The organism is Streptomyces africanus, from assembly GCF_030816955.1.
In the GTDB taxonomy this organism is placed as follows: domain Bacteria; phylum Actinomycetota; class Actinomycetes; order Streptomycetales; family Streptomycetaceae; genus Streptomyces; species Streptomyces africanus.
The window spans coordinates 7,008,099-7,025,817 of the sequence record NZ_JAUSYP010000001.1; the positions used below are offsets into that span (position 1 = coordinate 7,008,099).

13 protein-coding genes are annotated in these 17,719 nt (G+C 73.3%); 6 read left to right on the plus strand and 7 right to left on the minus strand.

The features are described from left to right. Positions 1–7 precede the first annotated feature (7 nt). Entirely contained in the window at positions 8–1,753 is a 1,746-nt protein-coding gene (gene treZ / locus QF034_RS32280) for a malto-oligosyltrehalose trehalohydrolase (RefSeq protein WP_307178217.1), read from the minus strand. 173 nt (positions 1,754–1,926) lie between these two features. Between treZ and QF034_RS32285 the strand changes: the two genes are divergently transcribed. Beyond that, positions 1,927–2,478: an FHA domain-containing protein gene (locus QF034_RS32285; RefSeq protein WP_307178218.1), complete on the plus strand. Its 552-nt coding sequence runs from the start codon at positions 1,927–1,929 to the stop codon at positions 2,476–2,478. Between the two features lie 203 nt (positions 2,479–2,681). Then, positions 2,682–4,034, plus strand: a complete 1,353-nt coding sequence (locus tag QF034_RS32290) for a M14 family zinc carboxypeptidase (RefSeq protein ID WP_307180024.1) — start codon at positions 2,682–2,684, stop codon at positions 4,032–4,034. 30 nt (positions 4,035–4,064) lie between these two features. Here QF034_RS32290 and QF034_RS32295 read toward each other — a convergent pair whose 3' ends face one another. After that, positions 4,065–5,315, minus strand: coding sequence for a M14 family zinc carboxypeptidase (locus tag QF034_RS32295; RefSeq protein WP_307178219.1), 1,251 nt, complete (start codon positions 5,313–5,315; stop codon positions 4,065–4,067). A 174-nt stretch (positions 5,316–5,489) separates the two neighbouring features. Further along, positions 5,490–6,911 (minus strand): dihydrolipoyl dehydrogenase, encoded by a 1,422-nt coding sequence (gene lpdA, locus QF034_RS32300; protein WP_307178220.1) that lies wholly within the window; start codon positions 6,909–6,911, stop codon positions 5,490–5,492. A gap of 89 nt (positions 6,912–7,000) precedes the next feature. On the opposite strand from lpdA, the gene QF034_RS32305 reads away from it, so the two are divergent. Then, positions 7,001–7,951: a LysR family transcriptional regulator gene (locus QF034_RS32305; protein WP_307178221.1), complete on the plus strand. Its 951-nt coding sequence runs from the start codon at positions 7,001–7,003 to the stop codon at positions 7,949–7,951. 216 nt (positions 7,952–8,167) lie between these two features. On the opposite strand, the gene treY is transcribed toward QF034_RS32305, so the two are convergent. Beyond that, the gene (gene treY / locus QF034_RS32310; protein WP_307178222.1) at positions 8,168–10,537 is read right to left on the minus strand and encodes a malto-oligosyltrehalose synthase; all 2,370 of its coding nucleotides are present in this window, start codon (positions 10,535–10,537) and stop codon (positions 8,168–8,170) included. A gap of 139 nt (positions 10,538–10,676) precedes the next feature. Further along, positions 10,677–12,818, minus strand: a complete 2,142-nt coding sequence (gene glgX / locus QF034_RS32315) for a glycogen debranching protein GlgX (protein ID WP_307178223.1) — start codon at positions 12,816–12,818, stop codon at positions 10,677–10,679. Between the two features lie 323 nt (positions 12,819–13,141). On the opposite strand from glgX, the gene QF034_RS32320 reads away from it, so the two are divergent. Both QF034_RS32320 and QF034_RS32325 read left to right on the plus strand, forming a co-directional pair. Beyond that, positions 13,142–14,383, plus strand: coding sequence for a DUF5919 domain-containing protein (locus tag QF034_RS32320; protein WP_307178224.1), 1,242 nt, complete (start codon positions 13,142–13,144; stop codon positions 14,381–14,383). 117 nt (positions 14,384–14,500) lie between these two features. Next, a complete protein-coding gene (locus tag QF034_RS32325; RefSeq protein ID WP_307178225.1) occupies positions 14,501–15,217 on the plus strand; it encodes a 3'-5' exonuclease in 717 nt (238 codons plus the stop codon). 39 nt (positions 15,218–15,256) lie between these two features. On the opposite strand, the gene QF034_RS32330 is transcribed toward QF034_RS32325, so the two are convergent. Both QF034_RS32330 and QF034_RS32335 read right to left on the minus strand, forming a co-directional pair. After that, complete coding sequence (locus tag QF034_RS32330; RefSeq protein ID WP_307178226.1) at positions 15,257–15,793, minus strand: YbaK/EbsC family protein; 537 nt, start codon at positions 15,791–15,793, stop codon at positions 15,257–15,259. Continuing rightward, positions 15,724–16,722, minus strand: a complete 999-nt coding sequence (locus QF034_RS32335) for a DMT family transporter (RefSeq protein ID WP_307178227.1) — start codon at positions 16,720–16,722, stop codon at positions 15,724–15,726. Before QF034_RS32335 ends, QF034_RS32330 begins: the two co-directional genes overlap by 70 nt. 91 nt (positions 16,723–16,813) lie before the next feature. Here QF034_RS32335 and QF034_RS32340 point away from each other — a divergent pair, with 91 nt between their 5' ends. After that, positions 16,814–17,719, plus strand: a complete 906-nt coding sequence (locus QF034_RS32340) for a LysR family transcriptional regulator (protein ID WP_307178228.1) — start codon at positions 16,814–16,816, stop codon at positions 17,717–17,719.

Here is a 17,719-nt window from a genome sequence, read left to right on the forward strand (position 1 = left end):
CTGACGCTCAGTCCTGGACGAGCACCACGGCCGACTCCGCGGGCAGCCGCACCACCCCGTCCGCCCCGGGGGTCTCCACCGGCTCCCATGCGGCCAGCACGCGCGCGTTCGGGACGCCGAGCGACAGGGCGGCCGGTTCCGGCGCCAGGTTCACCGCCACGAGGACGTCCCCGCGCCGGAAGGCGATCCAGCGGCGCTCCTCGTCGTAGGCGACCTTGGTGTCGGCGAGGTCGGGATCGGTCAGGTCGGGCTGCTCGTGGCGCACGGCGAGGAGCTGCCGGTACCAGGACAGCACGCGCGCGTGGGGCTCGCGTTCCGGCTCGGACCAGTCGAGGCAGGAGCGGTCCCGGGTCGCCGGGTCCTGCGGGTCGGGCACGTCCTCCTCCTTCCAGCCGTGCGCGGCGAACTCCCGCCGCCTGCCCCGCCGTACCGCGTCCGCCAGCTGCGGGTCGGTGTGGTCGGTGAAGAACTGCCAGGGCGTGCCCGCCGCCCACTCCTCGCCCATGAAGAGCATCGGCGTGAACGGAGCCGTCAGGGTCAGCGTGGCCGCACAGGCCAGCAGCCCGGGGGAGACCAGGGCCGAAAGGCGGTCCCCCTGGGCGCGGTTGCCCACCTGGTCGTGGGTCTGGCTGTAGCCGAGCAGGCGGTGCCCGGCCACCCGCGTACGGTCCAGGGGGCGCCCGTGGTGCCGCTCCCGGAAGCTGGAGTACGTCCCGTCGTGGAAGTAGCCGCCGGTGAGGGTCTTGGCGAGCCCGGCGAGGGGAGCGCGCGCGAAGTCGGCGTAGTAGCCCTGCGACTCGCCGGTCAGCGTGGTGTGCAGGGCGTGGTGGAAGTCGTCGTTCCATTGCGCGTGCAGCCCGAGGCCGCCCTCGTCCCGGGAGGTGATGAGCCGCGGGTCGTTCAGGTCCGTCTCGGCGACCAGGAACAGCGGCCGGTCCACCTCGGCGGCCAGGGCGTCCACGGCCGTCGACAGTTCCTCCAGGAAGTGGAGCGCGCGCGTGTCCACCAGCGCGTGCACCGCGTCCAGGCGCAGTCCGTCGATCCGGTAGTCACGCAGCCACGCCAGCGCGCTGCCGATCAGGAACGCGCGCACCTCGTCCGAGCCGGGCGCGTCCAGGTTGACCGCGGCGCCCCAGGGCGTGTGATGCCGGTCGGTGAGGTACGGCCCGAAGACGGGCAGGTAGTTGCCGGACGGGCCGAAGTGGTTGTGCACCACGTCGAGCACCACGCCGAGGCCCCGTTCATGGGCCCGGTCGACGAAGCGTTTCAGCGCCTCGGGCCCGCCGTACGGCTCGTGCACGGCCCACAGCGAGACGCCCTCGTATCCCCAGCCGTGCGTGCCCGGGAAGGGGCACAGCGGCATGAGCTGCACGTGCGTGACGCCCAGTTCGGCGAGATGGCCGAGCCGCTCGGCGGCCGCGTCCAGGGTGCCCTCGCGCGTGTACGTGCCCACGTGCAGCTCGTACAGCACCGCGCCGGGCAGCGGCCGGCCACGCCACCGCGCGCGCCACTCGTACCGCTCGTGGTCGACGACCGCGCTCAGCCCGTCCGGCCCGTCCGGCTGCCGGCGCGAGCACGGATCGGGCCGTACGGGACCGTCGTCCAGCGCGAAGCCGTACCGGGACCCGTCGCGCGCGTCCGCCTCGCCCCGCCACCATCCCGCCCGTTCCGGATCGCGTTCCAACGCGCGTGTGACGCCGTCGCACTGGAGCGTCACACGGCCTGCCTGCGGTGCCCACACCTCGAACTGCACGGACGGTTCCCCTTCGTCTGCTCACCGTGATGTAGCCCGTCCATGGTGCGTCAAACGCGATCAATCCGCTGGTGCATCCACCCATTTGCGGCGGGTCTCGGCAGGTACGCGCGCGTGGCGGGCGTTTTCCCGTTTCCTGGACAGCCCGGCCGCACTGCCCGACAATCACGAACGTGACGTCGTCCTTCGAGTTCAACACCTACCCCGCGCGGCTCTCCGACGTGGAGCGCGACAGGGCGCTGAAGGTGCTCCGTGACGGCGTCGCCATGGGCCGCCTGTCCCATGACACGTTCATCCGCCGCATGGAACTGGCGCTCGCCGCCCGCCGCCCGGACGAGCTCGCCGTGCTCACCGCCGACCTGCCCACGGAGAGCCGGTTCTCCCGCCTGGTGTTCGGCAGCGTCGAGGCGGTCTCCGGATTCACCGTACGGCTGCGCAGAGCCTGGCAGGCCGAGCGCCTGCCCAAGCTGTTGCTGCCGCACCCGTCGCACAGCCACCCGCTGCGCATAGGCCGCGACCCCGCCAGCGGACTGCGCCTCAACCACGAGACGGTCTCCCGCGTCCACGCCGAACTCCGCCACCAGGGCGGCATGTGGGTCCTGCGCGACCTCGGCTCCACCAACGGCACGACGGTGAACGGCCGGCGCGTCGTCGGCGCGGCCGTCGTCCGCGAGGGCGACCAGGTCGGGTTCGGGCGGATGACGTTCCGGCTGTCGGCCGGCTGACCGATCACCGCCGACGCGGTCGGCTGACCGGAAACCGAGCCATGCCTTAGCTCTGGCCTTTGATTTACCGGCTGTCGCTCCTTGGGGAGTGGCTCAAAACCCATTGCGTTCCACGGTGTTGACGTACCCCTGAAGTCGTGACTGACTGTGTTTACGCCATGTACAGCTGGTGAAGCGACGGCACCGCATCGGGGAGGTGTGCCCTGCCGCCCCTCCTGCACTACCCGACCGTCGACGAACTGGGCGCCCGGGCCGCCGCGCTCGTCGCCCGCCACCCGCGAGACGCCCGGCTGCGCAGGATCGGCACATCCCGCGCGGGCACGCCGCTGTGGCTGCTCTCCGTCGGCCACGGCAGCCGTCAGGCCCTCGTCGTCGCCGGACCCCACGCCAACGAACCCGTGGGCGGCGCCACCGTGCTGCGCCTGGCCGAGCGGGCGCTGGCCGACCCGCGGCTCACCGAGGGCGCCGACGCCACCTGGAACCTGCTGCTGTCCCTCGACCCGGACGGGCTGCGCCGCAACGAGGGCTGGCTGACCGGCCCGTACACACTCGGCCAGTACTTCCGGAACTTCTTCCGGCCCGGCTTCCTGGAGCAGCCCGAGTGGCTGCCCGACGGTGCGGCCGGCGCCGCCCTGCCGGAGACCCGCGCCCTGCTCGACGTCCAGGACGAACTGCGGCCGTTCCTCCAGTGCTCCCTGCACGGCGTCGACGTCGGCGGCGGCTTCGTCGAGCTCACCGACGACCTGCCCGGCCTCGGCCGGCGCCTCGCCCACATCGCCGCCCGGCTCGGCATCCCCCGCGAACTCGGCGCCTACGACGCCCTGTACTGGCCCGGCCTCGGACCCGCCGTCTACCGGATCCCGCCGCCGCGCCCGGCCGGCCTGGCCGCGGCCATCACGGAGGCCGCCGTCGAGTCGACGTGGTTCCACCCGCACCGGCACGGCACCGTCACCGCGGTCGTCGAGGCGCCCATGTGGGGCGTGGCGTCCGTGACGGACGGCTCCCCGCCCGCCGACCGGGACGCGGTGCTGCGGGCCGTGAGCCGCACCCTGCGCCACGACACCGGGCTCCTGCGGCACCTCCTGGCCCGCATCCGGCCGCACCTCGCCGCCGTGCCCGACGCGGCGCGTCTGCTCGCCCCGGTCGACGACTATTTACTGGTCTGCCCCGGTCTCGCCGACGCCTGGGACCCCGACACCGGCGACGGCGCGGCCCACCCCCTGCCGCCGCTGAGCACCGCCCACCTCGCCGCCCTGCGCATCTCCGGGCGCCGGCTGGCCCTGCGCACCGCCGGGCTCCTGCACCAGCTCGTGCGGGCCGCCGGACACGACCCGCCGGGGGTGCTTCCGGAGCTGGACCGGCTGATCGACGAGTGGTGCGCCGACTACCGCGACGACTGCGGGGCGCGCTGGATCCCGGTGGCGCGGCAGGCGGAGTACCAGGCGCGCGTCGTGCTGGCCGCCTTCGAACTGGCTACGCGGCACACACGCGCGTGCTCCCGCTCGGGCGAGCCGGGGTGGGAGCCGGGGGCGGCGTTGCCGATGCAGCGGGAGTGACGCCGCCATGACGACGCGGGGGGCCGGTGCCTACGCCGTCCCCTCGCGTGCGTGCAGCGCCGCGGCGACCACCGTGCGTGACTGGTGCTCGACCTGGTGCTCCAACGGCACCCAGCGGGCCCGGAAGCGTTCCGCGAACGCGTCGCTCCAGGTCGCCACGAGTTCCTCCAGCTGCCCGGCCGCCCGGTCGTCGGTCCCGCGCAGCACCCGCCGCAGCATCGCCGCCGCCCGCAAAGGCACCCGGCGGGCGAACGCGTCCACGCTGCCGACGTACGCCCGGGTGCGGTCGGCGGGCGGGGTGCGCACCAGGTCGTCGGCCAGCCCCGGCACCAGCTCCAGCCCCCACCGCGCGGCCCGCAGCAACGGCCCGTCCAGGTCCGCGAGCCGGGGCAGCGCGCCGTCGAGGACCCGCGTCACCTCCAGCGCGTCCCGTCGCAGCCTGCCCGCGAGCCGCCCGATCGCCGCCGCCGGGGCCGGATGCGGAGCCGGGTCGTCCACCAGGTCGCTCGCCCACATGGGTACCTCGACCACCGCGGTCAGACCGCCGTAGCGGTGGGCGTGGTACCAGGTGCTGTGCCGCGCGTCGTCCGGCAGGCTCGGGTACGCGGGCCCGGCCTCCGGCGGGGGCATGACGTGCACGCCCGGCCCGGAGGCGGGCCAGCCCGCGGCGTCCGAGGCGCCGGTCTCCACCGGGATGTGCAGTTCGGCCGCGGACTTGGCGAACGGCTCGGCCAGCCCGGGCACGTCCCTCGTCAACTGCACCCAGCTGCCGCCCAGGTCCGTGCCGTGCAGGGTCACCTGGAGGTACGGGCGCAGCTCGTCTATGACGCCGGTCAGGGCCCGGGTCTCGGGCGGCAGCCGGTCGGGCGGCAGCACGGACGGCGCCCACTCCGGCTGCTCCGGGCCGGCGGGGCGGAAGAAGCCGAGGTGGTAGTCGAACAGGCTGCGCGGCGCCGGCGTCACGTGCAGGCTCGCCCCGTCGGGGTCCGCGCACAGCAGGAAGTGCCAGGAGATGCCGTCGCGCAACTCCCGCTGTTCCAGCACCCGTCGGGCGAGTGCCAGCAGGGTGCAGGAGCCGGTCGGTTCGTTGGCGTGCGCGCCGGCGACCACCAGCACGGCGCGGCGGGCGCGGCCCACCGACAGCAGGTGCAGAGGTCTGCCCGCACGCGAGGCACCCACCTGCCGCAGGGTGCACAGCCCGGGCCGACGAGAGGTCAACGCCCGGGCGGCTGAGACCTGTTCGGCCACCGTCGGGTAGTGCAGCTCCGGCAGGACACTCACCCCCGTCATATCCGCCCGAGTTCGCCATCGCAGTACCCCACGGCCATGGTGCGGTGTCAAGGGCCCGACGGGGGAGGCTCCAGGGGGCGCCCGGAAGCATGGCCGGCCGGGTGCGCGGCGGGCGCGCCGGAGGGTGTGCGTCACCGCCGCCCGTGTGGCGTCGCCGGCGCGGTGTCACTGCTGGTGCAGCCCGCGTCCGGCCAGGGTCAGGAACACCTCGCCGACCGCCTCCGACAGGGTCGGGTGCGGGTGGACGTGCCGGGCCACGTCGGACGGCTCCGCGTCCCAGCCGACGATCAGCTGGCTCTCGGCGATCATCTCCGACACGTGCGGCCCCACCAGGTGCACGCCCAGCACGCGTCCGCCGCCGGCCTCGGTGACGACCTTCACCATGCCGCCCTGCCCGTGCACCATGCCCTTCGCGACGGCGGTCAGCGGCATGCTGTCGGCCTCCACCTCGTGACCGCGCGCGCGTGCCTCGGCCTCGCTCAGACCGACGGCCGCGGTCTGCGGCGACGAGTACGTGACCCGGGGCACGGCCGCGTAGTCCACGGGCGCGGACGGCACGCCCGCCAGCGTCTCGGCCACCAACAGCCCTTCCGCGAAGGACGCGTGGGCCAGTCCGAGCGACGGCGGCGGCAGCAGGTCGCCCACGACGTGGACGCCGGGCACGGCCGTCTCCAGCCGGTCCCAGTCGGCCGGTACGACGAAACCGCGCTCGTCCGTGGTGAGGCCCGCGGCGGCCACCTCCAGGCCGTCGGTGACCGGGGCCCGCCCGACCGCCACGAGCAGCCGCTCGGCCTCGACCGTGAGGGTCTCGCCCCGGGCGGTACGCACGCGTGCGCGTATGCCGTCGTCGAGGACCTCGGCGTCCAGGAGCCGGGCGCCGGCCCGCACGTCGATGCCGCGCTTCTTCAGACCGCGGGTGAGATGCCGGCTCACGTCGGCGTCCTCCAGCGGCACGATCCGGTCGGCGGCCTCCACGAGGGTGACGTCGGCGCCCAGGGAGCGGTGGAACGAGGCGTACTCCACGCCGATCGCACCGCCTCCGAGCACCAGCACGGACGCCGGGAGCCCGGGCGCGAAGAGCGCGTCGTCGCTCGTCACCACGCGCCGGCCGTCCGGTGCGAGCCCCGGGAGCGTGCGCGGCCGTGAGCCGGTCGCGAGCACGACCCCACGGCGCGCGGAGAGGTCGTACACGCCGGGTTCACCGTCCACGCCCGCCACCCGAACGGAGCGTGGCCCCGTCAGCCGCGCGCTGCCCCTCACCACCCGCACGCCCGCGTGCGCGAGATGCGCCTCCACGCCCCGGTGGTTGCGGGACACGATGTCGTCGCGCGTGGCGACCAGGGCCGGCCAGTCCACGGCGTCCAGCGTCGCCTTCACGCCCCAGCGCTCGCGTGCCTCGGCGATGCCGTCGACGAGTTCGGCCGCGTGCAGCATCGCCTTGCTCGGGATGCAGCCGCGGTGCAGACACGTCCCGCCGACCTTGTCCCGTTCGACGAGCACGACGTCCAGACCGAGGGCCGCGGCGCGCAGGGCGGTGCTGTAACCGCCCGTGCCGCCGCCGATGACGATGACGTCCGGTGAGTTCATGCCCTCAGCGTCCGTCCGGCCCTTGCCATGAGTCCAAGGCAATGTTCTTGTGGAATCGATGCAGGACCTTTATGGGAGGGCGGCCGATCATGAGCCTGCGGCAGATGGAGTACTTCCTGACCGTCGTCGAGGAGGCGTCCTTCACCCGCGCGGCCGAGCTGCTGCACGTCTCGCAGCCGGCGCTCTCCCACCAGATCAAGGCCCTGGAACGGTCGGTCGGCGGCGCGCTCCTGGAGCGCATGCCGCGCGGCGTACGCCTGACGCCGATGGGACGCGCCTTCCGGCCGCACGCCGAACTCGCCGTGCGCAGCGCCGCGCAGGCCCGCCGCGCGGCCCGCGCCGCCGCCGGTGCCGAGGGCGGCGAACTGCACGTCGCCGCCGTCCACTCCGTCGCGGTCGGTGTCCTCCCGGACGTCTTCGCCCGCTGGCGCGCCGCCCATCCGCGCGTGCTGCTGCATCTCCACGAGTACGCCTCCTCGCAGGCACTGGAGGAACAGGTCGAACGGGGCGCGGCCGACCTCGCCGTCGGTCCGGCACCCGCCGACTGGCCGGGGACCGTCGCGGCGGTAGGCGAGGAGGACATCGTCCTCGTGGTGCCCTTCGACGACCGTTTCGCCGGCCGTACGACGGTGACGTTGCCCGAACTCGCCGACCGCCCCTGGGTGCGTTGCGCCATGGAACCCGTCGTCCAGGGCGAACGGTTCCTCGACTGGGCCTGCGGCCGGGCCGGATTCACCCCGCGCACCGCCGTGTTCACCGAGCACAGCTCCACTGCGGTACGGATGGCCGCCGCCGGGGTTGGCGTCTGCGCCGTGCCCTCGCACCTCGTGCGCGACGCGGTCGGCGAGGACTGTGTCGTCCTCACCCCCGACCCGCCCTGGAAGCGCACGCTGACGGTCTTCTCGCGCCTGCCCCCGACCGGGGCGGCCGAGGCCTTCGTGACCCTGCTGCGCTCGGCCTGGCCCCACCCACGCGTGGCCTCCGCGGCACCGCTGCGCGCATACGAGGACTGTCCTGAGGAGGGGCCCGCGGTCGCCTGAGCCGCCTGAGCAGGGCATGGGAGGCGGCCGCGCGTGCGTGACGCCGCGAGGCCAGGGGCCGGCCGGCCGCCCCGGCGCGGGCTCAGGCGCGTGCGCCGCGCCGCTGTGCTCGCGTGTCCAGCGCGCCCGCGAGCCCTGCCCCGCTGTCCAGCGCGCCTTGTCGCGCTGCCCAGCCCGTCCCGCCTGCCGCCCTGCCGCGCCGCAAGCAGTCCGGGCTCAGTCGGCCACCCGCTCCAGCAACGCCACCGGCAGCCGCTCGAACAGTTCCTCCACGCGCGCGTGGCCCGTGAACTCCCGTCCCGGTGCCAGGGCGTCCGCCCAGCGCCCCGGCGGCAGCGGCAGGCGGGTGTCCTGCCAGCCGCCCGCCTCCGCGAGCCGGAGCGACAGCCGGGTCACGGCCGTCACCACCTCTCCGGAGCGGGCGAAGGCCAGGCAGTGGGCCGCGGCCGGGCCCTGCGCCGGCAGCGGCTGGTACGTCGCCGTGTCGCCGAAGGCGTCGGGGCGTCGTGCCCGCAGCCCCAGTGCCGCCCGCGTCACCGCGATCTTCTCTGCGGACGTCCCGCCGGACTCCTCGGGCGGGAAGCTCACCGCCCGCCGGTTGTCGGGGTCGACCAGCGTCCGGGACTCGGCCTCCGTGCCCTGGTAGACGTCCGGCACCCCCGGCATCGTCAGCTGGACCAGGGCCGTGCCCAGCACGTTCGCCCGGATGTGCGGGCCGAGAGAGTTCCGGAACGCGGCTACCCGCTCACCCGGCGCTCCGCACGGCCCGGCCGCCACGAACCCCGCCACCGCCTCCTCGTACGGCGGCTCCTGCTCGGTCCAGCTGGTGAACAGGCCCGCCTCGCGCACGTGCTTCAGCAGCGCCCCCTGCACCCGCTCCCGCGCCCCGGACGCCGGGCCGAGCCCGAACACCGTCTGCCAGGCCGCCCACGCCAGTTGCGCGTCCGGCACGCCCTCGCCGGTGCGGGTCACTTCGGCCAGGACGTCCGCCCAGCGGTCCGGGCACTCGGTGAGCACGTGCAGCGCCGCCCGGACGTCGGCACTGCGCTTCGTGTCGTGCGTCGAGGCGACCGTCCCGGTCACCGGCCAGTCGCGCTGCACGCGCGCGCAGTACGCGTGGAACTCCTCCGGCGACAGCGCCGGACCGCCCGGATTCCCGCCCACCTCGGTCGCCGACAGCAGCGGCACGTAGCGGTAGAACGCCGTGTCCTCCACGGACTTCGCCCGCAGCGCCGACGAGGTCTGCGCGAACCGCGTCCGGAACTCCACCTGCGCGGGCCCGCCACCGTACCGCCCCAGTACGAGGTCCCGTACGACGTCCACCGCACCGGCCTCCTCGGGCACGGCGAAGGCGAGCCGGGCCTCGGCGGCGGCCTCCTCGGTGACCACGGCCGCCGCGTCGACGGACTCGTACGGCCGGTAGACCTCCATCCGCACGAGCAGCTCCTGCAGCGCGGTGCGCAGCGCCCAGGGCGCGCGGTCGCGCAGTGCCGGCTCCGGCGAGGTCGCGCACAACCGGGCCGCCACCCGCACCAGCCGGTCGGTCTCGGTCGCCAGCTCGTGCGTGAGGACCTTGTACGCCGCCCGCCGCACCGTCGCCTCCCACTGTCCGCCCCGGTCCGTCTGCGGGGCCGCGAACCGCCGGTACTGCCCCAGCAGCTCCCCGAACCCGGCAGGGTCCGTGAAGAGCCCGTCCACGTGCCGCAGGGCGTCGTAGCCGGTGGTGCCCGCGACGGGCCAGGAGGCCGGCAGCCGCTCACCGTCGGCCAGGATCTTCTCCACGACGGTCCAGCGGCCCCCGGTCGCCTCGTGCAGCCGCCGGAGGTAGTCGTCGGGGTCGGCGAGACCGTCGGGGTGGTCGACGCGCAGCCCGTCGATCACGCCCTCGTGGAGCAGCTGGAGGATCTTGTCGTGGGTGGCCTCGAACACCTCCGGGTCCTCCCCCCGCACCCCGATCAGCTCCGAGATGCTGAAGAACCGCCGGTAGTTGAGCTCGGTCCGGGCCAGCCGCCACCACACCGGGCGGTACCACTGCGCGTCCAGCAGGTGCGGCAGCGGCAGGTCCTCGGTGCCCTCGCGCAGCGGGAAGACATGGTCGTAGTAGCGCAGGACGTCACCGTCGACACGCAGTTCCCCGAGCACCTCGCCCAGCGGCCCGCCGAGCACCGGCAGCAGCACCTGGCCGTTCTGGGCCTCCCAGTCGATGTCGAACCAGCGCGCGTACGGCGACTTCGGGCCCTCGCGGAGCACCTCCCACAGGGCGCGGTTGTGGCGCGGCGCCATGGCCATGTGGTTCGGGACGATGTCCACCACCAGGCCGAGCCCGTGCTCGCGCGCCGTGCGCGCCAGCGCCCGCAGCCCCTCCTCGCCGCCCAGTTCCTCACGCACGCGCGCGTGGTCGACGACGTCGTAGCCGTGCCCCGAGCCCGGCACGGCCTCCAGGACGGGGGACAGATGCAGATGCGAGACGCCGAGCGAGGCCAGATACGGCACGACGGCCGCCGCGGCCCCGAACGGGAACTCGGGCTGCAGTTGCAGCCGGTACGTGGCCGTGGGCACCACCGGGTCAGGTCGCTCAGGTGTCATGCAGAGCTACGTACCCGCCCTGCCGCCGTTCGTGTCATCGCCCGCGCCAGGTGCGCCGCGCGTCGCCCGGACGAGTGCCTCTGTCCGGGCGACGCACCGGGGGCGGATCGGGGCCGCCACCGCGACGCGCCGACCGCGGCTACACAGGCCGCTGGAGCACCGTCATGCTCCGGTCGGCCAGCGTCAGCCGGTCCCCGGCCTGCACCTTCGGGCCCGTGCCCGGCGGCACACCGTCCGCGCGGGCCGTGTCGACGACCACCTGCCACTGCCGCCCGTGGTTCACCGGAACCAGGAACTCCAGGGGCTTGGGGGAGGCGTTGAACATCAGCAGGAACGAGTCGTCGGTGATGCGCTCCCCGCGCGGGCCGGGCTCCGAGATCGCGTTGCCGTTGAGGAACACCGTCAGCGCCGAGGCCCGTGCCGAGTCCCAGTCGCGCTGGGTCATCTCCCGGCCCTCGGGGGTGAACCAGGCGATGTCGGACAGGTCGTCGTGGGTGCCCTCCACGGGCCGGCCGTGGAAGAAGCGCCGGCGGCGGAAGACCGGGTGGTCCCGGCGCAGCCACACCATCGCGCGCGTGAAGGCCAGCAGCTCCCGGCTCAGGCCCCCCTCGGTGTCCTCGCCGTCCTCGCCGTCCGCCGGCCACTCGACCCAGGCCAGTTCGTTGTCCTGGCAGTAGGCGTTGTTGTTGCCGCGCTGGGTGCGGGCGAACTCGTCACCGTGGCTGATCATGGGCACGCCCTGGGACAGCATCAGCGTTGCGATGAAGTTCCGCATCTGCCGGGCCCGCAGCCGCAGCACGTCCGGGTCGCCGGTCTCGCCCTCGGTCCCGCAGTTCCAGGACCGGTTGTGGCTCTCGCCGTCGCGGTTGTCCTCGCCGTTGGCCTCGTTGTGCTTGTCGTTGTACGACACGAGATCGTGCAGGGTGAAGCCGTCGTGGCAGGTCACGAAGTTGATGGAGGCCAGGGGGCGCCGCCCGTCGTCCTGGTACAGGTCGGACGAACCGGTCAGCCGCGAGGCGAACTCCGCGAGGGTGCGCTGCTCACCCCGCCACAGGTCCCGCACGGTGTCCCGGTACTTGCCGTTCCACTCGGTCCACAGCGGCGGGAAGTTCCCCACCTGGTAGCCGCCCTCGCCCACGTCCCACGGCTCGGCGATCAGCTTGACCTGCGAGACCACCGGGTCCTGCTGCACCAGGTCGAAGAACGACGACAGCCGGTCCACCTCGTGGAACTGCCGGGCGAGCGTCGCCGCCAGGTCGAAGCGGAAGCCGTCGACGTGCATCTCCGTGACCCAGTACCGCAGCGAGTCCATGATCAGCTGGAGCACGTGCGGGGACCGCATGAGCAGGGAGTTCCCGGTCCCTGTCGTGTCCATGTAGTAGCGGGGGTCGTCCGTCAGCCGGTAGTAGCGCGAGTTGTCCAGGCCCTTGAAGGACAGGGTCGGGCCCAGATGGTTGCCCTCGGCGGTGTGGTTGTAGACCACGTCGAGGATCACCTCGATCCCGGCCTCGTGCAGTGCCTTCACCGCCGACTTGAACTCCAGCACCTGCTGGCCCCGGTCGCCCCAGGAGGCGTAGGCGTTGTGCGGGGCGAAGAAACCGATCGTGTTGTAGCCCCAGTAGTTGTTCAGGCCCATGTCGACCAGCCGGTGATCGTTCACGAACTGGTGGACGGGCATCAGCTCCAGGGCCGTGACCCCGAGCTCGGTGAGGTGCTCGATGATCGCCGGGTGCGCGAGGGCCGCGTAGGTGCCGCGCAGCTCCTCCGGCAGGCCCGGGTGCCGCATGGTGAGGCCCTTGACGTGGGCCTCGTAGATCACCGTGTGGTGGTACTCGGTGCGCGGCAGGCGGTCGTCGCCCCAGTCGAAGTACGGGTTGACCACGACCGACGTCATCGTGTGCGGCGCGGAGTCCAGGTCGTTGCGCCGGTCGGGATCGTCGAAGTGGTAGCTGTAGACCTCCTCGCCCCAGCTGATCGCACCGCTGATCGCACGCGCGTACGGGTCGAGCAGGAGCTTTGCGGAGTTGCAGCGCAGCCCGCGCTCCGGGGCGTACGGGCCGTGCACCCGGAACCCGTACCGCTGCCCCGGCATGATGCCCGGCACGTACGCGTGCCGTACGAACGCGTCGCTCTCCCGGAGCTCGATCGCCGTCTCCGAGCCGTCGTCGTGCAGCAGACACAGCTCTACTCGGTCCGCGGCCTCCGAGAAGACCGCGAAATTGGTGCCGGCGCCGTCGTACGTGGCACCGAGTGGATATGCCTCTCCAGGCCAGACCTGCATGGATACGACTCTTTCAGGTGAGCGGCGCCGGTGGGGACGCCTTGGCCCCGAGTCTCCCCGAAAGTGAGGGAACCTCCTATGACGTATGTCCCTCTTACCGGGTGACCAGTGCATACGCGTTATGCCGAACCAGTGGGGCTGGTGATACTCCCGGGGCCGTTGGGGGAGTAGGGGGAAGATATGACACGGGGACCCGGACGGGGCAGCCCGTCCGGGGAAGAGAACTACCCTTCGCATCCGGCTGCACCGCCGACCGCTCCCGGAGTACCCTTCCTTGATCGTTGACAAGGGGAGTGCTCGGGGGAGCGGAAGGCGGTGCGCGGGTGGGCTCGGGAGGGCTGGAGCTGCCCCCTGGTGACGAGGGTCACGAGGGGAACTCCGCAGACGTCCCGACCGGTGCCGTGTCCCTGGCACGGCCGATGGACGCGACGGGCTCGATCGGCCCGGAGCTGGACTGGGACGCCGACGCCTGGTGCGAGGTGCGCACCCGCGCCCAGCGGGCCGGCCGGGCCTACATCTGGCTGAACCTCGTCGAGCAGCGGCTGCGCGCCGTCGTCGCCGCCGTCCTGCGCCCCGTGTACGAACCCGTCCACGGCGAGGACTGGGTGGTGGCCGCCGCCGGACCCGCCGGGCAGGAGTGGGTGCAGCGCGCGGTCGCCGTACGCGAGGTCAGCCGCCGCAAGGGCTATCTGCTCGACCCGGCCGACGACAACGTCCTGTCCTTCCTCACCCTGCCGCAGCTGCGCGAGCTGATGGTGCAGCACTGGCCCTGCTTCGAGCCCTACTTCGACGACCGCCGGGACGTCGAGCTCGCCCTGGACGAGCTGGAGGTCACCCGGAACGTCGTCTCCCGCAACCGGGCCCTGTCCGAGGCCGTGCTGAACCAGGCCGAGCGCGCCTCCGCCCGGCTGCTGGAGATGCTCGGCGCGGGCGGTGACGTGCCCTCCGCGCGCCGGCTGCCCATCGACGCGGTCGAGGACCTGGTCGGCGACCGGTACGCCGACGTGGTCGCCGTCCACCCGGACCGGGTGCGGCTGATGCGCCAGTTCCCGGCCGAGGACATCTTCGGCGGCGCCCGCCGCCTCGACGCCATCGGCATCGGCCTCAACCTGCTCGTGCAGAACTTCTCCGGCCGCCGCCTGGTCCGGCTGGCCGAGTCCGGCTGCCGGGTGCGGCTGCTGTTCCTCAACCCGGCCTCCAGCGCGGTCAAGCGGCGCGAGCGCGAACTGGGCATCAAGCGCGGCGAGCTCAGCCGGGCCGTCGAGATGAACATCCTGCACATGCGTCGCGTGCGGGCGCGGCTGCGCGACCCGGGAGCCTTCGAGATCCAGGTCTTCGACGAGACGCCCCGCTTCACGGCGTACCTGGTCGACGGCGACGGGGCGGACGGCATCGCGGTCGTGCAGAACTACCTGCGCCGGACCCGTGGGATGGAGGCACCGGTGTTCGTGCTGCGCAACAGCGGCAAGGTGGTCAAGTCGGGCGAGATCGACGAAAGCGGCCTCTTTCCCACCTACCGCGAGGAGTTCGAGGTGATGTGGGCGGATTCGCGGCCGGTGTCGTGAACCGTCCCTGCTGGTCGCGCGGTTCGGTGCCTGAGCGGAACGCGGCCCTCTGATTGTCAGTGGTGCATGCGAAGGTGGAGACCACTGGGGGAACGCACCATAGAAGGGGGGCCGCCCATGGGCTGGCACCGGGAGCTGCTGATCGGCTTCGACCTGGAGACGACGGGCACGGATCCGCGCGAGGCGCGCATCGTCACGGGAGCCGTGATCGAGGTCAGGGCCGGAGAGCCGATGGGGCGCCGGGAGTGGCTGGCCGACCCGGGGGTGCCGATCCCCGAGGACGCGGTGGCGGTGCACGGCATCAGCAGCGAGCGCGCGGCGGCCGAGGGCAGACCGGCCGACCAGGTGGCGGACGCCCTCGCCGACGTGCTCACCTCCTACTGGAAGGCGGGCGTGCCGGTCGTCGCCTACAACGCCGCCTTCGACCTGACCCTGCTCTCCGCAGAGCTGCGCCGCCACGGACTGCCGTCCCTGCGCGACCGCCTGGGCGGCGTGGACCCCGCCCCGGTCATCGACCCGTACACCATCGACCGCTGGGCCGACCGCTACCGCCGGGGCAAGCGCAACCTCGAAGCGGTCTGCGCCGAGTACGGCGTCGTCCTCGACTCCGCCCATGACGCCATGGCCGACGCCCTCGCAGCGGCCCGCCTGGCCGGAGCGATAGCCGCCCGCCACCCCAAGATCGCGTCCCTCGGCCCGGCGGACCTCCACCGCCGCCAGATCGAGTGGTACGCGGAGTGGGCGGCGGACTTCCAGAACTTCCTGCGCGGCAAGGGCAATGCGACGGCCCTGGTGGACGGGGCATGGCCGTTGCGAGAGCTGGCGGACGCATAAGCCTCGCCCACCTGTTGGGAAATCCCGACGCTCTCGCCGTCACATCGGCGCGGGCGCCGCGATGCGTTCGACGCGGGGCTTGGCCAGACGCTCGTAGTCGGAGCCCGAGATGAGGAGCGAGCGGTCGAGCCGGGCCGCGTTGAAGTACAGCTTCGGCAGGGCCACGACGTCCGGATCGGCGACCAGTTCCAGATCGGGATCGAAGCTGAACGGCAGGACCGTGCCGGGCACGGCGCGGGCCAGCCGTTCGGCGGTCCCGGGGTCGCTGAAGCCCACGTAGCGGGCCGCGAACAGCGCCCTGACGGCGTCCAGGTCCACCCGGCGGTCCCCGGGGACGACCGCGAGGACGTGGCGTGTGGTGCGGCGGTCCACCTTGACCCGCAGCACGATGCACTTTGCGGCCTCGCCGGCCGGATGCCCGCGCAACGCGCAGACGGCTTCGGTGGCGCCTTCGGGATCGTGGTCGATGAGCCGGTATTCGACGCCGGCCGAGTCGAGCAGGGAGATCAGGTGGCCGTAGGTGTCGTGCCGGCCGGTGTCGTGCGGGCCGGGGTCGCGGTGGGTGCCGTCGGGCATGCGGAGTCCTTGTCGGGGGAGTGGGACGGGGGAGACAGGGGGTCCGGTGTGCTTCGGTGTGCCCGTTCCACCGCCTGCCCCCAGTACGTACCGGCCACCATCAGGGTCGCCCCGAGGCCGGTGAGGGGCGTGAGGTGTTCGCCTCCGAGGGCGATGCCCACCGCGACGGCCCAGACCGGCTCGGTGCCCAGCAGCAGGCTGGCCCGGCTGGCGGAGGTGCGCTGCACGGCCCAGGTCTGGGCCAGGAAGGCGAACACACTGCAGAACAGGGCGAGATAGACCAGCTGGGCCCAGGTCGCCGGGTCCGTGCGGACCAGCGTCGGCAGGTCGTGGGCGGCGACCGGCAGGAACAGGGCCGTGCCGACGAGGGTCTGCACCGTCGTCAGATGCAATGGCCGTACGGCCCGCCCGGTCGTGAAGCGGCCGACCAGCGCGACATGCACGGCCCGGATCAGCGCGGCGCCGAGCATCAGCAGATCGCCGAGGCGTGGCGCGTGGAAGCCGTTGCCGGACATCAGCAGCCCGACGGCCAGGACACACACGCCGGTCGCGGCGAAGAAGGAGACGGGCAGCGCGCCGCGGTGGCCGCCGCGGTCGAGGAACGGGGTGAGGACGATGGTCAGACTGATGATGAGCCCGGCGTTGGCGGCGCTGGTGTGCGCGACGCCGTACGTCTCCACGACAAGGACCGCGGCCTGGGTCAGCCCCAGAGGCACCCCGGCCCGCAGCTCGTCCCGCGTCCACCGGCGCGACCCGCGTCCACGGGTGGCGACGACGCCGAGGCAGGCGAGCGCGGAGAGGGCGTAGCGGGCGAACAGCACCAGCAGGACGGGGAGCGCGGCAGTGGCTGTCTGGGCGGACAGGTAACTGGAACCCCAGACGAGCGCGACAAGGAGGAGTACCGCATCGGTACGGCGGACGTCGGACACCCGCCTACGGTGCACCGGAGCCATCGTGAAGCCCAGTACCAGTCTCTAAAACGATCATTTAGCAGCCCTACATCGTCCCTACACTGAGGCGATGGACGAACGTCAGCTGCGGATCCTGCGGGAACTCGGCGAACTGGGCAGCGTCACGGCGGTCGCCGAGGCGCTGCTGGTGACGCCGTCGGCGATCTCCCAGCAACTGCGGCTGCTTCAGCGCGCGATCCCCGTGCCGCTCACCGAGCGCCAGGGGCGACGGCTGGTGCTCACCGACGCCGGGCAGGCGCTGGCGGGCGCGGCCGTGGAGGTGGAGACGGCGCTGGCACGCGCACGGCACACCGTCGAGGAGTTCGTCGGACGGCCTGACGGCGAGGTGTCGGTGGCGGCGTTCCACAGCGCGGGCGCCGCGTTCTTCCCGCCGCTGCTGCGCGCGCTGGCCGGTCCGGGCAAGCCTGTGCCGAGGCTGGCCGACGAGGACGTGCCGCAGGAGGACTTCCCCCGGCTCACCCGGGAGTACGACGTCGTCCTGGCTCACCGACTGGACCACGCCCCGCCCTGGCCGGACACGGTGGCCACGACGACGCTGCTGCGCGAGCCGCTGGACGTGGCCATGCCCGCCGGCCACCCCTTGGCCGCCAAGCGCCGCGTCACCCCGCGCGACGTGGCCGACGAGCCGTGGATCACCGTGCACGAAGGGTTCCCGGTCCTGGCGACCATCGAGGCCATCGCCGCCGCGGCGGGTCGCAGGCTCGATCTCGCCCATCGCATCAACGAGTTCTCGGTGGTCGCCGAGGCCGTGGCCGCCGGGGGCGGTCTCGCCCTGATGCCGCGCTGGACCATGCGCCCGCATCCGGCGCTCGTGCTCCGCCCGCTCAGCGGAGTGCGGGCGCGACGCCACATCGACGCCCTGTACCGCCCCGAGCGCACGGCCCGCACAGCGGTCCGCACGGTCCTCACGGAGCTACGCCGGGCCGCCCGAAGTGTCCAGGGCAGAGAACCGTAG

Bases quoted from the DNA above. Each gene is read 5' to 3' on its own strand.
- QF034_RS32330 (WP_307178226.1), bottom strand. From the start codon at position 15,793: ATGCCCGACGGCACCCACCGCGACCCCGGCCCGCACGACACCGGCCGG.
- QF034_RS32340 (WP_307178228.1), top strand. From the start codon at position 16,814: ATGGACGAACGTCAGCTGCGGATCCTGCGGGAACTCGGCGAACTGGGC.
- treY (WP_307178222.1), bottom strand. From the start codon at position 10,537: ATGACACCTGAGCGACCTGACCCGGTGGTGCCCACGGCCACGTACCGG.
- lpdA (WP_307178220.1), bottom strand. From the start codon at position 6,911: ATGAACTCACCGGACGTCATCGTCATCGGCGGCGGCACGGGCGGTTAC.
- glgX (WP_307178223.1), bottom strand. From the start codon at position 12,818: ATGCAGGTCTGGCCTGGAGAGGCATATCCACTCGGTGCCACGTACGAC.
- QF034_RS32325 (WP_307178225.1), top strand. From the start codon at position 14,501: ATGGGCTGGCACCGGGAGCTGCTGATCGGCTTCGACCTGGAGACGACG.
- QF034_RS32305 (WP_307178221.1), top strand. From the start codon at position 7,001: ATGAGCCTGCGGCAGATGGAGTACTTCCTGACCGTCGTCGAGGAGGCG.